13 protein-coding genes and 1 pseudogene are annotated in these 18113 nt (G+C 36.5%); all 14 read right to left on the bottom strand.

Going from position 1 to position 18113, the window contains the following annotated elements; all coding sequences use genetic code 11:
* Positions 1–181: 181 nt before the first annotated feature.
* Entirely contained in the window at positions 182–1855 is a 1674-nt protein-coding gene (locus NKG37_RS17035) for a ribonuclease J (RefSeq protein ID WP_040342564.1), read from the bottom strand.
* A gap of 201 nt (positions 1856–2056) precedes the next feature.
* A pseudogene (locus tag NKG37_RS17030) lies at positions 2057–3392 on the bottom strand (amino acid permease).
* A gap of 338 nt (positions 3393–3730) precedes the next feature.
* The gene (dapA, locus tag NKG37_RS17025) at positions 3731–4594 is read right to left on the bottom strand and encodes a 4-hydroxy-tetrahydrodipicolinate synthase (RefSeq protein ID WP_016201179.1); all 864 of its coding nucleotides are present in this window, start codon (positions 4592–4594) and stop codon (positions 3731–3733) included.
* A 52-nt stretch (positions 4595–4646) separates the two neighbouring features.
* Complete coding sequence (dapG, locus tag NKG37_RS17020) at positions 4647–5864, bottom strand: aspartate kinase (protein ID WP_101730010.1); 1218 nt, start codon at positions 5862–5864, stop codon at positions 4647–4649.
* Positions 5865–6229: 365 nt separating this feature from the next.
* A complete protein-coding gene (gene asd, locus NKG37_RS17015; protein WP_016201177.1) occupies positions 6230–7276 on the bottom strand; it encodes an aspartate-semialdehyde dehydrogenase in 1047 nt (348 codons plus the stop codon).
* A gap of 211 nt (positions 7277–7487) precedes the next feature.
* Entirely contained in the window at positions 7488–8081 is a 594-nt protein-coding gene (gene dpaB, locus NKG37_RS17010; RefSeq protein ID WP_016201176.1) for a dipicolinate synthase subunit B, read from the bottom strand.
* An 18-nt stretch (positions 8082–8099) separates the two neighbouring features.
* A complete protein-coding gene (dpaA, locus tag NKG37_RS17005; RefSeq protein ID WP_016201175.1) occupies positions 8100–8981 on the bottom strand; it encodes a dipicolinic acid synthetase subunit A in 882 nt (293 codons plus the stop codon).
* Between the two features lie 731 nt (positions 8982–9712).
* Positions 9713–10180: an IS200/IS605 family transposase gene (gene tnpA, locus NKG37_RS17000; RefSeq protein ID WP_100525941.1), complete on the bottom strand. Its 468-nt coding sequence runs from the start codon at positions 10178–10180 to the stop codon at positions 9713–9715.
* Positions 10181–10383: 203 nt separating this feature from the next.
* Positions 10384–11619 carry a M16 family metallopeptidase gene (locus NKG37_RS16995; protein ID WP_169188386.1) on the bottom strand — a complete coding sequence of 412 codons (1236 nt, stop codon included), beginning with the start codon at positions 11617–11619 and terminating at the stop codon, positions 10384–10386.
* A 256-nt stretch (positions 11620–11875) separates the two neighbouring features.
* Positions 11876–12832: a polysaccharide deacetylase family protein gene (locus NKG37_RS16990; protein WP_169189653.1), complete on the bottom strand. Its 957-nt coding sequence runs from the start codon at positions 12830–12832 to the stop codon at positions 11876–11878.
* Positions 12833–13020: 188 nt separating this feature from the next.
* A complete protein-coding gene (pnp, locus tag NKG37_RS16985) occupies positions 13021–15141 on the bottom strand; it encodes a polyribonucleotide nucleotidyltransferase (RefSeq protein ID WP_101730012.1) in 2121 nt (706 codons plus the stop codon).
* A gap of 229 nt (positions 15142–15370) precedes the next feature.
* Positions 15371–15640 (bottom strand): 30S ribosomal protein S15, encoded by a 270-nt coding sequence (rpsO, locus tag NKG37_RS16980; protein WP_016201171.1) that lies wholly within the window; start codon positions 15638–15640, stop codon positions 15371–15373.
* A 252-nt stretch (positions 15641–15892) separates the two neighbouring features.
* Complete coding sequence (gene ribF, locus NKG37_RS16975; RefSeq protein WP_016201170.1) at positions 15893–16840, bottom strand: bifunctional riboflavin kinase/FAD synthetase; 948 nt, start codon at positions 16838–16840, stop codon at positions 15893–15895.
* Between the two features lie 81 nt (positions 16841–16921).
* On the bottom strand, positions 16922–17839 hold the full coding sequence (truB, locus tag NKG37_RS16970) for a tRNA pseudouridine(55) synthase TruB (RefSeq protein ID WP_016201169.1): 918 nt from the start codon (positions 17837–17839) through the stop codon (positions 16922–16924).
* Positions 17840–18113: the final 274 nt, after the last annotated feature.

The following is an 18113-nucleotide window of genomic DNA, read 5'->3' as shown; positions in this document are numbered from 1 at the left end:
GCGGCTGAAATCGAAAAGACAATTCACCACATTTACTATCGAAATGAAAGAATATTATTTTACGGTGTTGCTTTTAATTTTTGCATTCACATCCGAGTAATAAAATGTTAATCAACTGTCTGAATGCATAAAAAACAACCGTCTTACCAATGTATTCAATCGATAAAGACGGTTGTGTGTATTATTTTCTAGCCGGTTTTACTTCCATAATAATTGGCAAGATCATCGGTCTGCGTTTTGTTTTTTCATAAAGGAACTGGTTTAATGTATCTCGTATATCTTGCTTGATTCCAGTCCAATCAAAGCTATCCTTGCTGATACTTTTTTCCACAATATCTCTTACTCGGTCAGAAGCTTCTTCTAATAACTTTTCTGATTCACGAACATATACAAAGCCTCGTGTAATAATTTCTGGACCAGCAGAAATCTTTCTTTCCGCCTTATTTAACGTTACGACAACCGTTAAAATTCCATCCTGAGATAGTAGCTTACGATCTCTTAAGACAATATTTCCAACATCTCCAACACCGCTGCCGTCAATTAAAACATTTCCTGCTGGAATCTTGCCGCCAACACGGAGCGTATCTTCCTTATATTCAAGAACCTCTCCTTGTTCAGGAAGATAAATATTTTGCGGAGCTATTCCGCATTCAATCGCAATTTTCTCATGCGCTTTTAATACACGGTACTCTCCATGGATTGGCAAAAAGAATTTAGGCTTCATCATATTAATCATGAATTTTAACTCTTCTTGGCTGCCATGATTGGAGCTATTGAATGTTTTATAGCCTGCAAGTAGTGTTGCACCTGCTCGATATAGTTTATCGATTGTTTTTCCAACAAATACTTCGCTTCCTAAGAAGGAAGACGCTGCAAATAAAACAGTATCTCCTTCCATAATGCTTGCTTGTTTCTGATTTTTCTTTACCATCTTTTGCAGTGCTTCAATAGGTTCCCCTTTTGTGCCAGTTGTAATGATTACCATTTGGTCTTGTGAATATGTTTGAAGCTCATTATAGGAAACGATTGTTTCTTCGTTCACTAACAAATAGTTATGCTTTAAGGCAATTTGTAATACTCTTTGCAAATTCTTGCCAATAATTGCGACTTTACGATTTGTTTTTTCTGCAGCATCAATAATATGCTGGATTCGATTTAAGTCAGTAGCAAAACATGCAGCAATGATACGACCCTTTGTGTGTAAAAATGCTTCAATTAAGCTTTGTGTTACAATAAAGTCAGTTGTAGAATAACCTGGTTTATCTGCATTCGTACTATCAGAAAGTAAAGCTAATACTCCCTCTTCGCCTATCTTTGCCATCTCACCATATTCTGGCTTATATAAATCACTTGCCGTCTGGTCGAATTTGAAATCCCCAGTATGTACAATTGCGCCTTCTGATGTATGGATAACGATCCCAATACTATCAGGGATACTATGATTCGTCTTAAAGAAGGACACCTTTGAGGAAGCAAATGTTAGAACGGATTTAGAGGTAACAATTTCAAATTGTGCTTGTCCTTTGAAGTCCTGCTCTTTCATCTTTTCCTTTGTCAGTTCAGCTGTTAAAAGCGTCGTGTAAACTGGAACATCCAAATCTCTTAAAATATAAGATAAGCCTCCGATATGGTCTTCATGTGCATGTGTTAGGAAAATCCCTTTTACACTGTCTTTGTTTTGCTTTAAATACGTGATATCTGGAATAACAATATCAATTCCCAACATTTCATTTTGTGGATACATTAAGCCAGCATCAATTATAAATATGTCTTCATCCACTTCGACTACAAACATATTTTTTCCGTTCTCGCCCACTCCACCGAGTGCGACCAGCTTTATTTTTTCATTTTTCATCACTTTTTGTTTCCTCCTATGTTGAGTTAAGCCGACCATTGATCAGTTATGATTATTATACTTGATGTTTAAAAATGTTTACAACCAATTTTATGAAATCTTCCTTTTGAAAGAGCTTTTTCTGCCAAAAATCGGGATGTTTACTTTTGGTATCCACCTTGATTTCATAGGCTTTTTCCATAGAAAATTACTATTTATTTTTCACCGCTTATTCGACTGAAATTTAAAAATAGAAATAAATATTACGACTGCAAAACAAGCTAAACATGCCATAATACTAATTCGGTTTGCCTCATCGAACAAGAAACTAATACTAATAATTGCTAAGCATATAACCGTAAAAATGGGAATAAACGGATAACCCCAAATTTTAAAGCTTGGCTGAAATGGATAAGATCTTCGTAACTTTAGTTGCGCTAAACATATCGTTATCCAGACAATCGATACAACAAAACCTGGAAATGCCATTAATAAAGAGAATACTTGATCTTGCTTCACGAATGCAATCATAGAGCCTGCAATTAAAATAACAGCTGTAACCATTAAACTATAAAGAGGTACTCCACTTTTATTTACCTTACTAAATGCCTTTGGACCTTGTCCTTCTATAGCAAGGGAATACCATTCTTGTACATCCATATATACCCGAATTTGCTGCAGATAACACGGCAATAATTAAAACAAAGTTCATAATATGTGCTGCGCCAGACAATCCGGAAATAGAAAGTACTTGTACGAAAGGACTAGAAGCTTCTGTTAGTTTATTCCAAGGAATTAGTCCACAAATAATTAGAATTGGTAGTGTATAAAATAAAATGATTCGTAAAATAAAGCTTTTAATTACTTTAGGTAGTATTTTATCTGCATCTTTTACCTCTGTTACCGTTACTCCAATCAGTTCAGAGCCACCATAGGAGAACATAACAATCAATAATGCTGAAAAAACAGACATCCAGCCATTTGGGAAAAATCCACCATTCTCTGTGTAATTTTGCAAATAATTCGTTTCTCCTGATGGAATGATTCCAAATAATACCGCTGCTCCTAATATAATAAAGAGGATAATCATCCCAATTTTAATACCTGCAAACCAAAATTCAAATTCACCATAATTTTTAACATTCATTGTATTTACTGCGATTAATACAACAGAACAAATAATACTTAAAATCCATAACGGGATATCTGGTAGCCAATATTGCAAAAAGCTTCCAGCAACAACAACTTCAATCACACATACAGCAAGCCATAGAATGCAATACATCCAGCCAATAATGAACGCCATTCGATCACCAAAAGCTTTCCCGATAAAACCTTTCATATTAGTATTCGGATAAATAATAGCCATTTCTGCAATACTTCCCATTACGACAAGCAATAATAGACCAGCAAATATATATGTAAAGATAACGCCTGGGCCGGCAATAGACACTGTTTCGCCGCTTCCTTTAAATATCCCTGTTCCAATTGCTCCTCCCATTGCCATTAGACTAATATGTCTTGGCAACAGATTTTTCTGTAACTGATTTTTTGCCATGTCTTCTCCTCCGTACTTCTCTCATTACTTTTAAAATTTTCTTCTCCATTCGCACATTCACTATGTATCCAATCATAATCAATTACAAGTTTAGAAACAAGCTTTTCTTGTGATGCTATCCAACAAAAAAGTCAGAAGAGCTAGCATTCTCTGAAGGAATAACCAATGGCAATACCATAATTTATGGTATGCTGCAGGCTTACCCGTAATAAAAGAGAGAGCTAAATTCTTCTGACACATATACATTAAATAAAGCTTATTTATCGGTATGAAGGAAATTCACAAAATTATTTTCGTATTTTTATAAATTATTTTGGATAAGCGTAAGCTAACATAACTTATAAAAATCTTGCAAGTTCTGTTCGTTCTTCCTCTGTTAATGGTACTAAAGGTAAACGAACTGAACCAACATCAAATCCTTTTAATTGCAGTGCAGTTTTGACAGGAACAGGGTTAGGTGCTTTAAATAAAGCTAACATAAGAGGAAGTAATTTTTGATGCATTTTAGAAGCAGCGTCTATTTTTCCATCTAAAAAAGTACTTACCATTTCTTGCATTTCCTTACCGATTACATGAGAAGCAACCGAGATTACCCCAGTTCCACCTACAGATAACAACGGCAATGTCAAACTATCATCTCCACTGTATACATAAAAATCATCTGGTGTAGATGCAATAATTTTCGTGATTTTATTCAAATTTCCGCTAGCTTCTTTTACTGCTACTATGTTTTGAATTTCGGATAAGCGAATAATAGTTTCTGGTTCAATATTAACAACAGAACGACCTGGAATATTATATATCATAACGGGAAGTTTTGTAGATTCTGCAACTGCTTTAATATGTTGATACAAGCCTTCTTGATTCGGTTTGTTATAGTATGGTCCAACTACCATAACCGCGTCCACGCCTGCAAGTTCAGCTTGTTTCGTTAATTCGATGGACTCATATGTGTTATAACTGCCAGTTCCTGCAATGATAGGAACTCTCTTTTCCACTACCTTTACCACATGTTTAAATAAAGCAATCTTCTCTTGTTTGGATAATGTTGGCGATTCTCCGGTTGTACCAGCTACCACTAAAGAATCTGTTCCGTTTTCAAGTAAATGATTAATTAACTGTGTTGTTTTTGGAAAATCTATATGTCCCTTGGCATCAAATGGTGTAATCATGGCCGTTGACACCCTACCAAATAAACCCATCGTTCCACTCCTATTCTCATCTCGATCTCGTCGTATCTATATCGTATCTTTTCTATTCTTTCTCTAGTTCAAATGCATCGTGCAATACATTAACAGCACTTACTAAATCATCCTGTTTCACAAGTACCCATATCGTCGCATGGCTATCAGCTGATTGGAGAATTCTAATTCCTTTATTTGATAGTGCTGTAACGATTTTAAATGTGACACCAGGTACACCGGCCATTCCAGCACCAACAACAGATACCTTTGCACACTCTCTTTCAATAACAGGTTCATAACCCATATTCTCAAGAACAGCTATCGCTTTGTTTGTCATTTCATTTGTAACTGTATAGACGACACTGTTTGGTGAAATGTTGATAAAGTCTACACTAATTTCTTCATTAGCCATCGCTTTAAATACTTGTGCTTGCAAATCATATTGGTCTTTTTTCGCAAATACCTTAATTTGTGTTACATTCGCTACATGAGCTATGCCAGTAACAGGTCTCTCTTTAATATCACTGCCTCTGCTTTCTGGATTGCTTGATGTAACAAGTGTACCAGTACCTTTAGAATACGTAGAACGAATTCGAATCGGCACCTTTGCCTGCATAGCAATTTCTACTGCTCGTGGATGGATAACTTTCGCCCCTTGGTATGCCATATTACATACTTCTGAATAAGTGACAACCGATAATGGACGAGCATTTTCTGCAATTCTTGGATCAGCTGTCATAATCCCTTCTACGTCTGTAAAAATATCAATATATTCAGCATTAAGTGCAGATCCTAAAGCAGCTGCTGAAGTATCGCTTCCGCCTCTACCTAATGTTGTTGTATCGCCATTTGGTGCTGCTCCTTGGAAACCAGCTACTACTACGACATCATGATCCTCCAACTCTTGCAAAATTCGGCTACAATCCATTTCCATAATTCTTGCGTTGGTAAAATCATTATTTGTCTTAAAGCCAGCTTGCGCACCTGTTAGTGAAGTTGCAGAAATCTGATTTTCTAATAATAGCTGCGTAAATACTACACTAGAAATAATTTCGCCACACGACATTAACAAATCATTTTCTCTTCTGCTAATATTCGATTCGGATCCGCCGACTAAGGATAATAATGTATCGGTTGCGTATGGCTCCCCTTTGCGTCCCATTGCGGAAACAACTACAACTACTTTATACCCTTCACTTAATGCATCTTTAATATGATCTTTTGCTTGAATTCGGCTTTTTTCATCTCTTACCGATGTTCCACCAAATTTTTGAACCATTATCTTCACAATAAACACCTCTGAACACTTTCTAAAAGAGTGTAATATAAGGGTGCCTTTTTCTAGAACAAATTTGAGGTCTCTCTATCAATAAAAACTAAAGATAGAGATTAGCCTCATTCATCATTTTACTAGGAGGATCCCTTGTTGATTTGGACTTAGTTACTTTACCCTTGAGTCCGTTGATTTTACGAAAAGTATTCCTAAAAAAGAGAATCTCTTTCAGATAGATACTTCCTGATATGAAAGACAAGAATTTGGCACGCCAGCCATTGCGGTGTCCAAACTTGTACTTCCTGTATGTAGAAATAATCGAATCTACTTACAGGCACATTCCTGCATTCCATTCTTACAGTCTTGCCTTTCTAAGTTGCTTAAACAAGCTCTAATTTAATTAGACTTTCTGCTATTTGAACAGAGTTCCATGCGGCACCTTTTAATAAATTATCTGAAACTACCCACATATGGAATCCATTTTTCACATCTAAATCTTGACGAATGCGTCCAACAAATACATCATTGCTTCCAACACAGTCTGCAGGCATTGGATAGATTTGATTATTTGGATCATCTTGAAGCACAATACCAGGTGCATCACCCAGTAATTCTTTTATTTCAGCAACCGTTACTTGATCATTATCTAATTCAAAATAAACAGATTCAGAGTGACCTGTAGCAACTGGAATACGTACACATGTTGCCGCAACTTTTAAGTCATCTGCATGCATGATTTTTTTTGTTTCATTAATCATTTTCATTTCTTCATAAGTGAATCCATTTTCTGTAAACACATCGATTTGCGGAACTGCATTGAAAGCTATTTGGTAATGTTTTTTATCACTTTTCACTGGAAGAATTTTCGCCTCAAACGCTTCGTTATTTAGAATAGCTTGCGTTTGACTATTTAATTCCTCTACTGCAGCTGCGCCTGATCCAGAAACAGCTTGATAAGTAGATACTAATACTTTAGATAGCCCATATTTTTCTTTTAATGGTTGTAAAGCTACAACCATTTGGATAGTAGAACAGTTTGGATTAGCAATAATACCATTATGTTTATGAAGGTCTTCTTCATTTACTTCTGGTACTACTAATGGCACATCTTTATCCATACGGAATGCGCTTGTATTATCAACAACAATCGCTCCATGTCTAACTGCATGTGGAGCAAGGTCCTTCGATACCCCACCGCCTGCGCTAAATAACGCGATATCAATTCCTTTAAAACTATCTGGAGTCGCTTCTTGTACCACAAATTCCTTCTCTTTATAAAGAACTTTTGTCCCTGCTGAACGTTTTGATGACAAAAGAGTTAAGGTTGAAATCGGAAAATCTCTGCTTTCTAATGTTTTAATCATTTGTTGACCAACAGCCCCTGTTGCTCCAACTACTGCTACGTTATATCCTTTTAATTGCTCCATTTAAGGTTCTCCTTCCAAAGGCTTTCTCTAATAATCATAGGCAAGCGTAAAGCGCCGCCTTAAATAATATTATCTATTTTAACATATTCAAGCAGCAATAAAAGAAACTTTTATCAGATTCTTTCAAAAAACACCGATTGGCGCTATAGATTCCCAATTGGATACCGACAAGCGCCATGTTTTATCGGTGAGTTTTCAAAAAATACTCGGATTAATCTAAATACTTTTCCACAATTACTGGTTGAATCTGTTTATATTCTAATGCTGCCTCAATTGTTTCTGCAAGCATAGACATTCTTGCTACCATGGAATTTGGTTTTTTTATTGGATCATCCTGACCAAATGGAATAAAGAAAATATTTTTTGTTGCCATTAAACGCATTAGATTAATGCCGTTTAATCCTAACGCATCATTGGTAGAAATCCCTAAGACAACAGGTTTTTGGTTGCGTAATGTTGCTTTAGCTGCCATTAGCACTGCATTATCTGTCATCGCATTCGCAAATTTACTCATGCTATTTCCTGTTAAAGGTGCAATGATCATACAGTCAAGCGGTGCTTTCGGTCCAAGTGGCTCTGCAGCGACAATACTGTCAATTATGTTCTGCCCCGTTATTTCTTCTATCTTACTAACCCAATCTTTCCCTTTACCGAAACGTGTGTCTGTATTTTTTACATTGCCCGTTACAACTGGTACTACTTCCGCCCCAAGTGATACTAACTTTTCTACTTGCGGTACCACTTCTTCATACGTACAGTGAGACCCAGAAATTCCAAACCCAATTCTTTTTCCTTGTAGACTCATTCTTCTATTCTCCTCTCATTATCGCAGCTGATCTTCTAGTAATTGAGATAGGACATCTGCCAAAATATTCCCGGCTGTTTTTGGCGCTACGATACCTGGTAAACTTGGTGCAAGTAATGCCTTAACCCCTCTTTTTTCAGCATATTGAAAATCCGTTCCGCCTGGTTTAGATGCCAAATCAATTACCAGCGTGTGTAAAGGCATTTTTTCAATGACATCAGAAGTTACGACAAGATGTGGAATCGTATTGATACAAATGTCAATATCTTCGACCGCAATCTTTAAATTATCTAGATGTACAGGAGTTAATCCCATTTCTATAATGCGAGCAATATGTTCACTTTGACTTGCTGCAACCTTCACTTTTGCCCCTAATGCGTGGAAAGTCCTTGCAACACTCATCCCTACACGTCCTAGCCCAAGTACAATTACCTTTGAGCCATGAATCGTTGTATCTGTATGTTGGATTGCCATCATAATCGTACCTTCTACGGTTGGAATGGAATTTAATATTGCTACATCATCTCGATCAAATAATTGAACGAGTTTACGTTTTGTTTCTTTCATTAGCAAACTTAAATATTGATTCGTTATCCCTGAATATACGGTGCAATGCTCTGGGGTTTTTTCTAATATTTCTTTTGTTAAAATAACTTTTTCGTTCGAAAAGATAGTATCGACTTGCCCATTTAGATCTGTTCCTCTAACGGGTAAGATAATAGCATCTATTTCTGAAAAATCTACGTTATCGATTTTTTCTTTTGTAGCCCCAGTGAATGCATGGTCTAATTGCTCGAAGCCGATTAATGAAAGAATTGCTTGTTGTTCCGTTAGTTTTCGAACAATCTCAAGCTGCCTTGCATCACCGCCGATAACCGCGATTTTCATCCCTTTCAGCATGAATATTTCACCTTCTTTTTTTAAAGATCCTATTTTTTATAGCTCGCTACTTCAACATCTTATGTGATTACTCATTATTAGGTGAGTTGTTTAAATTAATTCCACAAAAAGAAGGCTTTCTTCCTTATATAGAACAGAATGAGTGAAAATAATCCATTTTAGAAGTAATTAGTATAGCTAAATATCATTTTTAAGCTAGTTGACTGTAGGGAAGGTGCGAGTCTCCTGAGGGGATTGGCGGAAAATATGAGCCCTCCGAAAGTGAGCATCGTTGAACGAAAAAGCAACCTACTAATGCACGAGGCCACTGAAAAAGTCTTTTTTTCGTGCGAAATGAAGAGCAAGCATTTTTGAAAGTGAAAATAAGGTTGGTTTGGAGAGGCGTCCGCTCGACTCCTATGGGAGCTGCGAGAAAGTCCGAGACCCCGCAGGAACTTAAGAAGCGAGGAGGCTTGGCGCTCGCCCCATGGAAAGCGAGCGGACGCCTCGGAAAACAAATCGATCATCTTATGTTTAAAAAGTGGCTATTGCCCATTATCATTAACTAGCCAGTTTTTCAGTGCCCTCTAATGCACAGAGGAATTTTTCTCCACAAATCAAAACCACCAGTGTGAACTGGTGGTTTGCTCTGCGGCTAAAAGCCTCTCTTACCGGCCTCGGCCTTAAAGGCCCACTGAAAAGGTTTCCCTTCTGCACCACATTCACTCACCAATTCTAAAGAATTTCTTTATTTACTTCCGATTTTTCTCACCAGTGAACGGATCAAATTCTTCGAACAATGTTAGCTGATCAGCCATGTAGTCTTCTTTCAGCTGATTTCTTATATATTCTTGTATTTGTTTCTTATTTCTCCCCACGGTATCAACGTAGAAACCACGACACCAAAATTTCCGATTCCCATAGCGATATTTCAAATTCGCATGTCGATCAAATATCATCAGGCTACTTTTTCCTTTTAAGTAACCCATGAACTGCGATACACTTAATTTTGGTGGGATACTAACCAACATATGGATATGATCCGGACAGGCATTTGCTTCATGTATGATGACACCTTTTCTTTCACATAGCTCTCTTATGATTTGTCCAATACTCTTTTTGTATTTGCCATAAATAATTTGCCTTCTGTATTTTGGGGCAAAGACTATGTGGTACTTACAATTCCATGTTGTATGTGCTAAACTGTTCATGTCCTTCATAAGGGAATACCTCCTTCTTGCGTGAGATAAACTGGTCGGGAAACCAACTTTATCCTACCATGAAAGGAGGTTTTTTTGTTACCTCGCTATAAGCTCTCCGGAACCCCCGGCATAGCCAGGGGTTTTCGAAACCATCAAAAAAACTAGGAAACAGAAGTAATTTCTGTTTCCTAGTCCTCATTTAATTTATGTAGCTGTTGTTTTTATAGTGCTTTTGGTAGTTGTCCGTCTGGACTAATTAATGAGACGGAGAATGTGTCGGTGAATATATCATTTGCCATTTGATCGACATCCTCTTTTGTGACACGGTCAATATCGGCAATGATATCATCTAAGGAACGATGCTTACCTAGCAACAGTTCGTTTTTGCCATTTCTGCTCATTCGACTATTTGTGCTCTCCAAGCTTAGCATTAAGCTTCCTTTTAACTGCTCTTTACTATTTAAAAGCTCTTTTTCTGTAATTCCTTCTTTTTTCAAGGTAGTAAGCGTATTTTGAATCGTATCGAATAATTCATCAAGCTGTTTTGCCCCTGTACCACCGTAAATAGTCACGATTCCACTATCTTGGTATGCGGAATGATAAGAGAATACAGAATAAGCCAAGCCTTTCTGTTCACGGACATCTTGAAATAGTCTGCTGCTCATACTGCCACCAAGAATATTATTTAAAGAAACAAGTGTATACATTTTATCATGACCAACTTGTAATCCATTAAAGCCTAGACAAAGATGCGCTTGCTCTGTTTCTTTTTTTCTTGATAAATTATTAGCATGGAAGGAAGGCTTTACTAGCTCTAATTCCGATTTACCTGCTTCATATGTTCCAAAATACTTTTCTACCTCAGCAATAAATGTTTCGGTTATGTTACCCGCAATCGAAATAACGGTGTTTTCCGGGGTATAGTGATTAAACATATACTCTCTTAACGTGTCACCATTAAAGGTAGCTAATGTATCCTCTGTACCTAAAATCGGAAACCCGAGAGGATGTTTATCATAAATTGCCTGACTTAATAAATCATGGACAATATCATCGGGCGTATCATCATACATTTTAATTTCTTCACAAACAACATTTTTTTCTTTCTTTAACTCTTCTTCGTCAAAAGTAGAATTAAAATACATATCTGCTAGTACTTCTAAAGCCATATCCGCATGAGTATCTAGCACTTTTGCATAATAGCAAGTATATTCCTTTGAAGTAAAAGCATTTACTTGACCACCAATACTATCAAATGATTCTGCTATTTCTCTAGCGCTGCGTGTTTTTGTTCCTTTAAAAAACATATGCTCTAAAAAATGGGATACACCATTATTTTGTTCATCTTCTTTCCGAGACCCTGTACCAATCCATACGCCAATAGCAACAGAGCGAACGGTCGGAATGTTCTCCAATACGATTCTTACTCCATTTTGGCAAGTATATCTTTTGATCAATTATGTTCCTCCTGTTCTTCTACCATGTTGTAAAAAATAGTTGCGACTGCTAGTATATCTTATTCCTCTTGTTTTTTACAAAACATTGTTTGAATATAATAATAACATATAACAGTTTTAAATATGAAATAGCGCATATTCCCCTATTAAACGCAATGATATCAATATTTGCAATGTTTTTTTGTTTTTCTATTAGGAGCAATCCCCTTACAAAAACGTTTTCTTCTTATAGAATACTATAAGATGGGCCGAACTACTATTTTTTTGTATTAAAGCTTTCTCTTTCTTCACTAAGCATGTCACTGACGGTATCGATTTTATACCCCTTTTTATCAATTTCAATAATTAGTCGTTCAAGACTGTTAGTGGTAACCTCTGTTGGATGCATAAGAATGAGCGCTCCATTATGGATTTTTCCTAGTACTCTTTGGAGTAAAGTATCTGGACTCGGTTTTTGCCAATCAATCGTATCTACAGACCATATTACTGTTTTAAGGTTCTGCTGATCGGCAATTTTTACTACCTCATTATTAAAATACCCACTTGGTGGCGCTAATAATGTGACTTGCTCTCCAGTTGTTGCTTCAATGACATCATTTGTCTTTACTATTTCCTCGTGAATCTTACTGCTACTAATTTTACTCATATCCGGATGCGTATAGGAATGATTTCCGAGCTCATGCCCTGCTTCTGCGATCATTTTTGCAAGGTCTGGGTTTTTCTGGACCCATCTGCCCTCTAAGAAAAAGCTGGCTTTGACATGATGCTTTTTCAAAGTTGCTAATATATCAGGTAAAAATTCGTTCCCCCATGCTACATTTATAATAAAGCTTACCATTTCTTTATCTGGATTTCCTTTATATACAGGAGCAGGTGGTAAATCATTTAATGTAATATCTGGTTTCACTTGCTTAAAGACTAATTTTTGTTCATCGAATTTCCCCTCTTTTTTCATATTCTTGTAAGAGGCATCCACATCGACTTTTAGCCCATTTAAGCCAGGAATTGCTTTCCATACAGGATCTAATTTTGCATCAATCGGTTTCTTCTCATAGTCTTTCGCTTTTTCACTAATCGTTGTGTATAAGGAATTATTTGTTGTGACCGCAACCGAATTTTCTTGTAAAGTACTAACATATGAATCAGCTAAAGGATTATTAACTAAAAACCAAGAGATAACAAGAATCCCTACTAACGGAACTAATTTCTTCATCACCTTTTCCCCTCCTAGTTACTACAATATGATAATAAAGGACAAGGTAGAACGTTGAACTATGGACTTTAGCTTATCCTTATTCTCTATTATTTTGTTCAAGATGTTCCTTTTCATTCCACAAAAAAAGTGCCTGATAAAAAAACAATAGCAGTTTTTTTATCAGGCACTTTTATTTTGTATTTCAATTAGTTTTTAGCATTCTCTGCTTGCTCTTTTTGTTCTTTTAAAACCGCTTTGCGTGATAGGTTAACTCTTCCTTGTTTATCGATTTCTGTTACTTTCACAAAGATTTCATCACCGATGGCTACAACGTCTTCTACTTTGCCAATTCTTTCTTCAGCAAGTTCAGAAATATGAACAAGTCCATCTTTTCCGTTGAAGATTTCAACGAATGCACCGAATTTCTCGATTCGTTTTACTTTACCAAGGTACATTTGTCCGACAACTACTTCACGAACAATATCTTCAATAATTTGTTTTGCTTTGTTATTCATTTCATCATCAACGGAAGAAATGAACACTGTACCATCTTGCTCAATATCAATTTTCACGCCAGTTTCTTCAATGATTTTATTGATTTGTTTTCCGCTTGGTCCAATAACATCACGAATTTTGTCTGGGTTAATAGACATCATTAAGATTTTTGGTGCATAAGAAGATAAAGATTCTCTAGGTGTATTAATTGTTGCCATCATGGAATCTAAAATTTGCATACGACCAATTTTTGCTTGTTGTAGTGCCTCTTCTAAAATTTCACGAGATAATCCATCAATTTTAATGTCCATTTGAAGTGCTGTTACCCCTTTAGAAGTACCAGCTACTTTAAAGTCCATATCTCCTAAATGATCTTCCATTCCTTGAATGTCTGTTAAAATACTGTAATGTTCACCAGATTTAATCAGACCCATTGCAATACCAGCAACTGGTGCTTTAATTGGCACCCCAGCATCCATCATTGCAAGTGTACTTGCACAAATACTCGCCTGTGATGTAGAACCATTGGATTCTAATACTTCTGATACAAGACGAATTGTATATGGGAAGTCTTTTTCAGAAGGAATGATCGGTTCTAATGCTCTTTCCCCTAATGCACCATGACCGATTTCTCTTCGTCCAGGTCCACGCATTGGTCCTGTTTCACCAACACTGAAGTTAGGGAAATTATAGTGATGCATGAAACGTTTTTCTTCTTCTACACCAAGACCGTCCAATATTTGTACATCCCCTAAAGCGCCTAATGTACAAATACTCAAAGCTTGCGTTTGTCCACGAGTGAACAGACCAGAACCATGTGTTCTTGGTAATAAATGAACTTCAGAAGATAGTGGGCGAATTTCTTCTAATCCACGTCCGTCTGGGCGAACTTTATCTTCTGTAATTAAACGACGAACTTCATTTTTCACTAATTTATCTAAAATTGCTTTCACTTGCTTTAATTCTTCATCTTCTGTTTCTTCTGCTTCATACTTCGCAATAACAGAATTTTTTACTTCTTTAATAGCTGCTTCACGAGCATGCTTTTCTTGTACACGAATCGCATTTAGCATTTCGTTTTCACATAGTGCGCGCACATCTGCTTCGATGTCTTTATCCAATTCGTATAGTACAACTTCCATTTTCTCTTTGCCAATCTCTTCAGCAATTTTTTCTTGGAATGCGATTAAGCGTTTAATCTCATCATGACCAAACACAATTGCTTCAAGCATTACTTCCTCTGGTACTTCATCTGCACCAGCTTCAACCATGTTGATTGCATCCTTTGTTCCTGCAACAGCAAGGTTAATATCACTTTTTTCTGCTTGCTCTACTGTTGGATTGATAACAAATTCGCCATCGATTCTTCCTACATATACTCCAGCGATTGGTCCACCAAATGGAATATCGGAAACAGATAATGCTAGAGATGATCCAAACATTGCTGCCATTTCAGATGTACAATCTTGATCCACACTCATTACTAAGCTGACTACTTGAACTTCATTACGGAAGCCATCAGCAAATAATGGTCGAATTGGTCTATCGATTAAACGACTTGCAAGAATGGCTCTTTCACTTGGACGTCCTTCTCTTTTAATGAAACCGCCTGGGATCTTACCAACTGCATATAGGCGTTCTTCATAGTTTACTGTTAATGGAAAGAAGTCTAAGTTTTTCGGTTCTTTTGAAGCAGTAGCTGTGCTTAATACAGCAGTATCACCATATCGTACGAGCACTGCACCATTTGCTTGTTTTGCTAATTGTCCAATTTCGACTGTAAGCTTTCTTCCAGCCCAGTCAATGGAATAGACATGCTTATCTTGTCCCATTCATAAACCCCTCTCTACTCATTCACTTCATGGAGGTTCTCGGTTTAAACTACCTAAAACCTACGTTATCTTATAAAAGAAAGAATACTATCCTTAAATTTCTCTTCTACTAGTATACACATTAAATGTAACTAAAAAACGAAATTAATTTATGTAATCTATAGAAACCATATGTTAGATTCGCATTTATTTACAATAAAAAAGCGGGAAAAATATCCCGCTTTTTTAACTATCTACGTAGACCAAGTTTGTTAATTAAAACACGGTAACGTTGAACGTCTTTATTACGTAGGTAAGTTAAAAGATTACGACGTCTACCTACCATTTTCAAAAGACCACGACGTGAGTGATGATCCTTTTTATGCGTACGTAAATGTTCATTCAAGTTATTGATTGACTCAGTAAGGACAGCGATTTGAACTTCTGGAGATCCAGTATCGTTCTCATGCGTTTTGTACTCATTGATAAGTTCGTTTTTACGTTCTTGAGTGATTGCCATCCTGTTTCACCTCCTAATTCTATTACACTAATCCCCATTTACCGAGCAAAACGTTGGTGATTCGATTTGCCAAGCAAAGGTTGTTTTTAGTACGTCTTTAAGAATACCTGTTTTCGTGTGAAAAATCAAGATAAAAGCTATTATTTTTCAAAATAAAGTAATACCATCACGAATCTTTCAAATTTCTACGTTGGGATATATTTCATAGTATTGCCAATTTTCTTCTGAATTATAACTAGTATTTTCTTATGTCTATTGTGCTTTATCGTAAAAATAGTGTAAGGCGGTTTGCTTATCTTTTTCGATTTGGGCTACTAGTTCGTCGATTCCGTTAAATTTCTGTTCGCTTCTAATTCTTTTATGCCATTCGACCGTAACAGAATGACCGTAAATATCTTGATGGAAGTCAAAAATATGAACTTCGATACTGGCATTCTTCTTTTCTGGATGAAAAGTTGGTTTTGTCCCTAAATTGCATACTCCTTCATACCATTGATTATTTACAAGTAACTTTACTGCATATACACCAAGGGGCGGTAAAATAACATCACTTGCTGGCTTCACGTTTGCGGTTGGAAAACCAATTGTTCTTCCACGCTTATCGCCATGAATGACAGTACCATTAATCGTATAATATCTGCCTAATAGAGCAGGAACTTTTTCCATATCACCATTATTAATAAGCGAACGAATTAAGGTCGAACTTACTTTTTCTCCTCCAAATGTTTCTTTGCCAATAATGGTTGTTTCGTATTTACCACGAGAATGCTCAGAAAGTGTTTCCGCTGTTCCTTGCGCTTTCTGCCCATAAGTGTAATCAAACCCTGCTATTACATGCTTTACATTTAAGTCAATTAAGTACAAATCAACAAATTCTTGTGGTGGTAAACTAGCAAATTCAATTGTAAAATCAACAATAAATAAATAATCAATACCTAATTTCGCTAATTGTTCTACCTTAGATTCAAAAGAAGTTAAGTAGTCTACTTTTTTTGTTTTTCCACCAAGTACGATGGATGGATGAGGATCAAATGTCATAACTGCACTGCTCCATCCATTTTGATCAGCTACTTTTTTTGCTTCGCCTATTACTTTTTGGTGGCCAAGATGTACTCCATCAAAGGAACCTAACGCGATGGAAATTGGTGGATAATCATGCTCTTTATTTCTTTCTGAATGATTTATTCTTACTATCTTCATTATGCTACTCACCTTTTCTAGCTCAAATTTCTTTATTTGCTTTGCCAAACTTTCTTTTCAAGGTGTACGAAGCATCAATTCTTACTCCAAGATTTTTAATATTTTGGACGGTTTAATTAATCCTTTTTTTGTTGGATGCTGAATGTATATGGCTAACGCTTCCCCTAATGTTGTTTGAATGACAATTGGCTCCTGTTCATCCAATAAATGAGCAGGAGCTTCTAATACCGATCCATTTCGTACCTTCAAAGCTAATGTATCATTTATTTCATATTTCGGCAAATGTAAAAGCGCCTCTTCTATAGGATAAATATGCTTGTCGAGAACTCCTTTTTCTATATATTCCTCTAGTTCATCGAAGGTCACACACTCTTTCTCCGTAAATGCCGCTGAACGTGTTCGACACAAATCTGACATATGAGCAGGATATCCTAATTTTTCTCCGATCATCACAGCAAGGGTTCTAATATATGTCCCCTTACTACAGCTAACTTTAAAACGGAATGATACAGTATCCCCCTTTAATTCTTTCCATTCCTCTATTAATTCTAACGAGTAAATGTTTACTTGTCTGGAGGGACGTTCAATCACTAGCCCTTGTCTTGCGTATTCATAAAGCCTTCTTCCATTTACCTTAACAGCAGAATACATCGGTGGTGTTTGCGTAATAGTTCCCGTTAAATCATTTAAGATTGCTTCTATTCTATCTCTAGTGACTGTTTCTGTTACTTTCTTTTCCTCTACTTTTTCTCCAGAACGATCTTCGGTTGTAGTGGAGTAACCAATTGTTACCTCCCCAACGTATTCTTTGCCTGCATCTGTTATGTATTCCGCTACTTTCGTTGCCCTACCTAAACAGATTGGCAATACACCCGTTACATCAGGATCCAGTGTTCCAGTATGGCCAATTCTTTTCATATGTAAAATCTTTCGTAACCGAAAAACGCAATCATGAGAAGTAAGCCCCTTAGGCTTCCATAACGGTAAAATTCCTTCCATATATCTCATCCTTTATTCATTTATAAATTAAATAATTTATGCGAAAATAGATCTTGCTCTTTACTTGTAATGTCATTTAAAATTCTGAGTTGATTGTAGTGGAGGGAACTTGACTCCTGCGGGAGATGAGGGAAATGAGAGACCCCAAGGAGGCTCTCATCCCTCCCCGCGGAAAGCAAGTTCCTGGAACGGAAATCAACGGGCTTTGTTCTAAAGTTAACTTTATTTAAAACTTCTACAAAAAACTCCTATCGTCCATATCCATAACCATGGA

Source organism: Niallia sp. RD1, assembly GCF_024219955.1.
Classification (GTDB): Bacteria; Bacillota; Bacilli; order Bacillales; family Cytobacillaceae; genus Niallia; species Niallia alba.
This window is presented reverse-complemented; position numbering and strand designations above follow the sequence as displayed.

Excerpts from the sequence above, each read along its gene's own strand:
- NKG37_RS17035 (WP_040342564.1), bottom strand. The coding sequence starts at position 1,855 with ATGAAAAATGAAAAAATAAAGCTGGTCGCACTCGGTGGAGTGGGCGAG.
- dapA (WP_016201179.1), bottom strand. The coding sequence starts at position 4,594 with ATGGGTTTATTTGGTAGGGTGTCAACGGCCATGATTACACCATTTGAT.
- asd (WP_016201177.1), bottom strand. The coding sequence starts at position 7,276 with ATGGAGCAATTAAAAGGATATAACGTAGCAGTAGTTGGAGCAACAGGG.
- dpaB (WP_016201176.1), bottom strand. The coding sequence starts at position 8,081 with ATGAGTCTACAAGGAAAAAGAATTGGGTTTGGAATTTCTGGGTCTCAC.
- dpaA (WP_016201175.1), bottom strand. The coding sequence starts at position 8,981 with ATGCTGAAAGGGATGAAAATCGCGGTTATCGGCGGTGATGCAAGGCAG.
- tnpA (WP_100525941.1), bottom strand. The coding sequence starts at position 10,180 with ATGAAGGACATGAACAGTTTAGCACATACAACATGGAATTGTAAGTAC.
- NKG37_RS16990 (WP_169189653.1), bottom strand. The coding sequence starts at position 12,832 with ATGAAGAAATTAGTTCCGTTAGTAGGGATTCTTGTTATCTCTTGGTTT.
- pnp (WP_101730012.1), bottom strand. The coding sequence starts at position 15,141 with ATGGGACAAGATAAGCATGTCTATTCCATTGACTGGGCTGGAAGAAAG.
- rpsO (WP_016201171.1), bottom strand. The coding sequence starts at position 15,640 with ATGGCAATCACTCAAGAACGTAAAAACGAACTTATCAATGAGTACAAA.
- ribF (WP_016201170.1), bottom strand. The coding sequence starts at position 16,840 with ATGAAGATAGTAAGAATAAATCATTCAGAAAGAAATAAAGAGCATGAT.
- truB (WP_016201169.1), bottom strand. The coding sequence starts at position 17,839 with ATGGAAGGAATTTTACCGTTATGGAAGCCTAAGGGGCTTACTTCTCAT.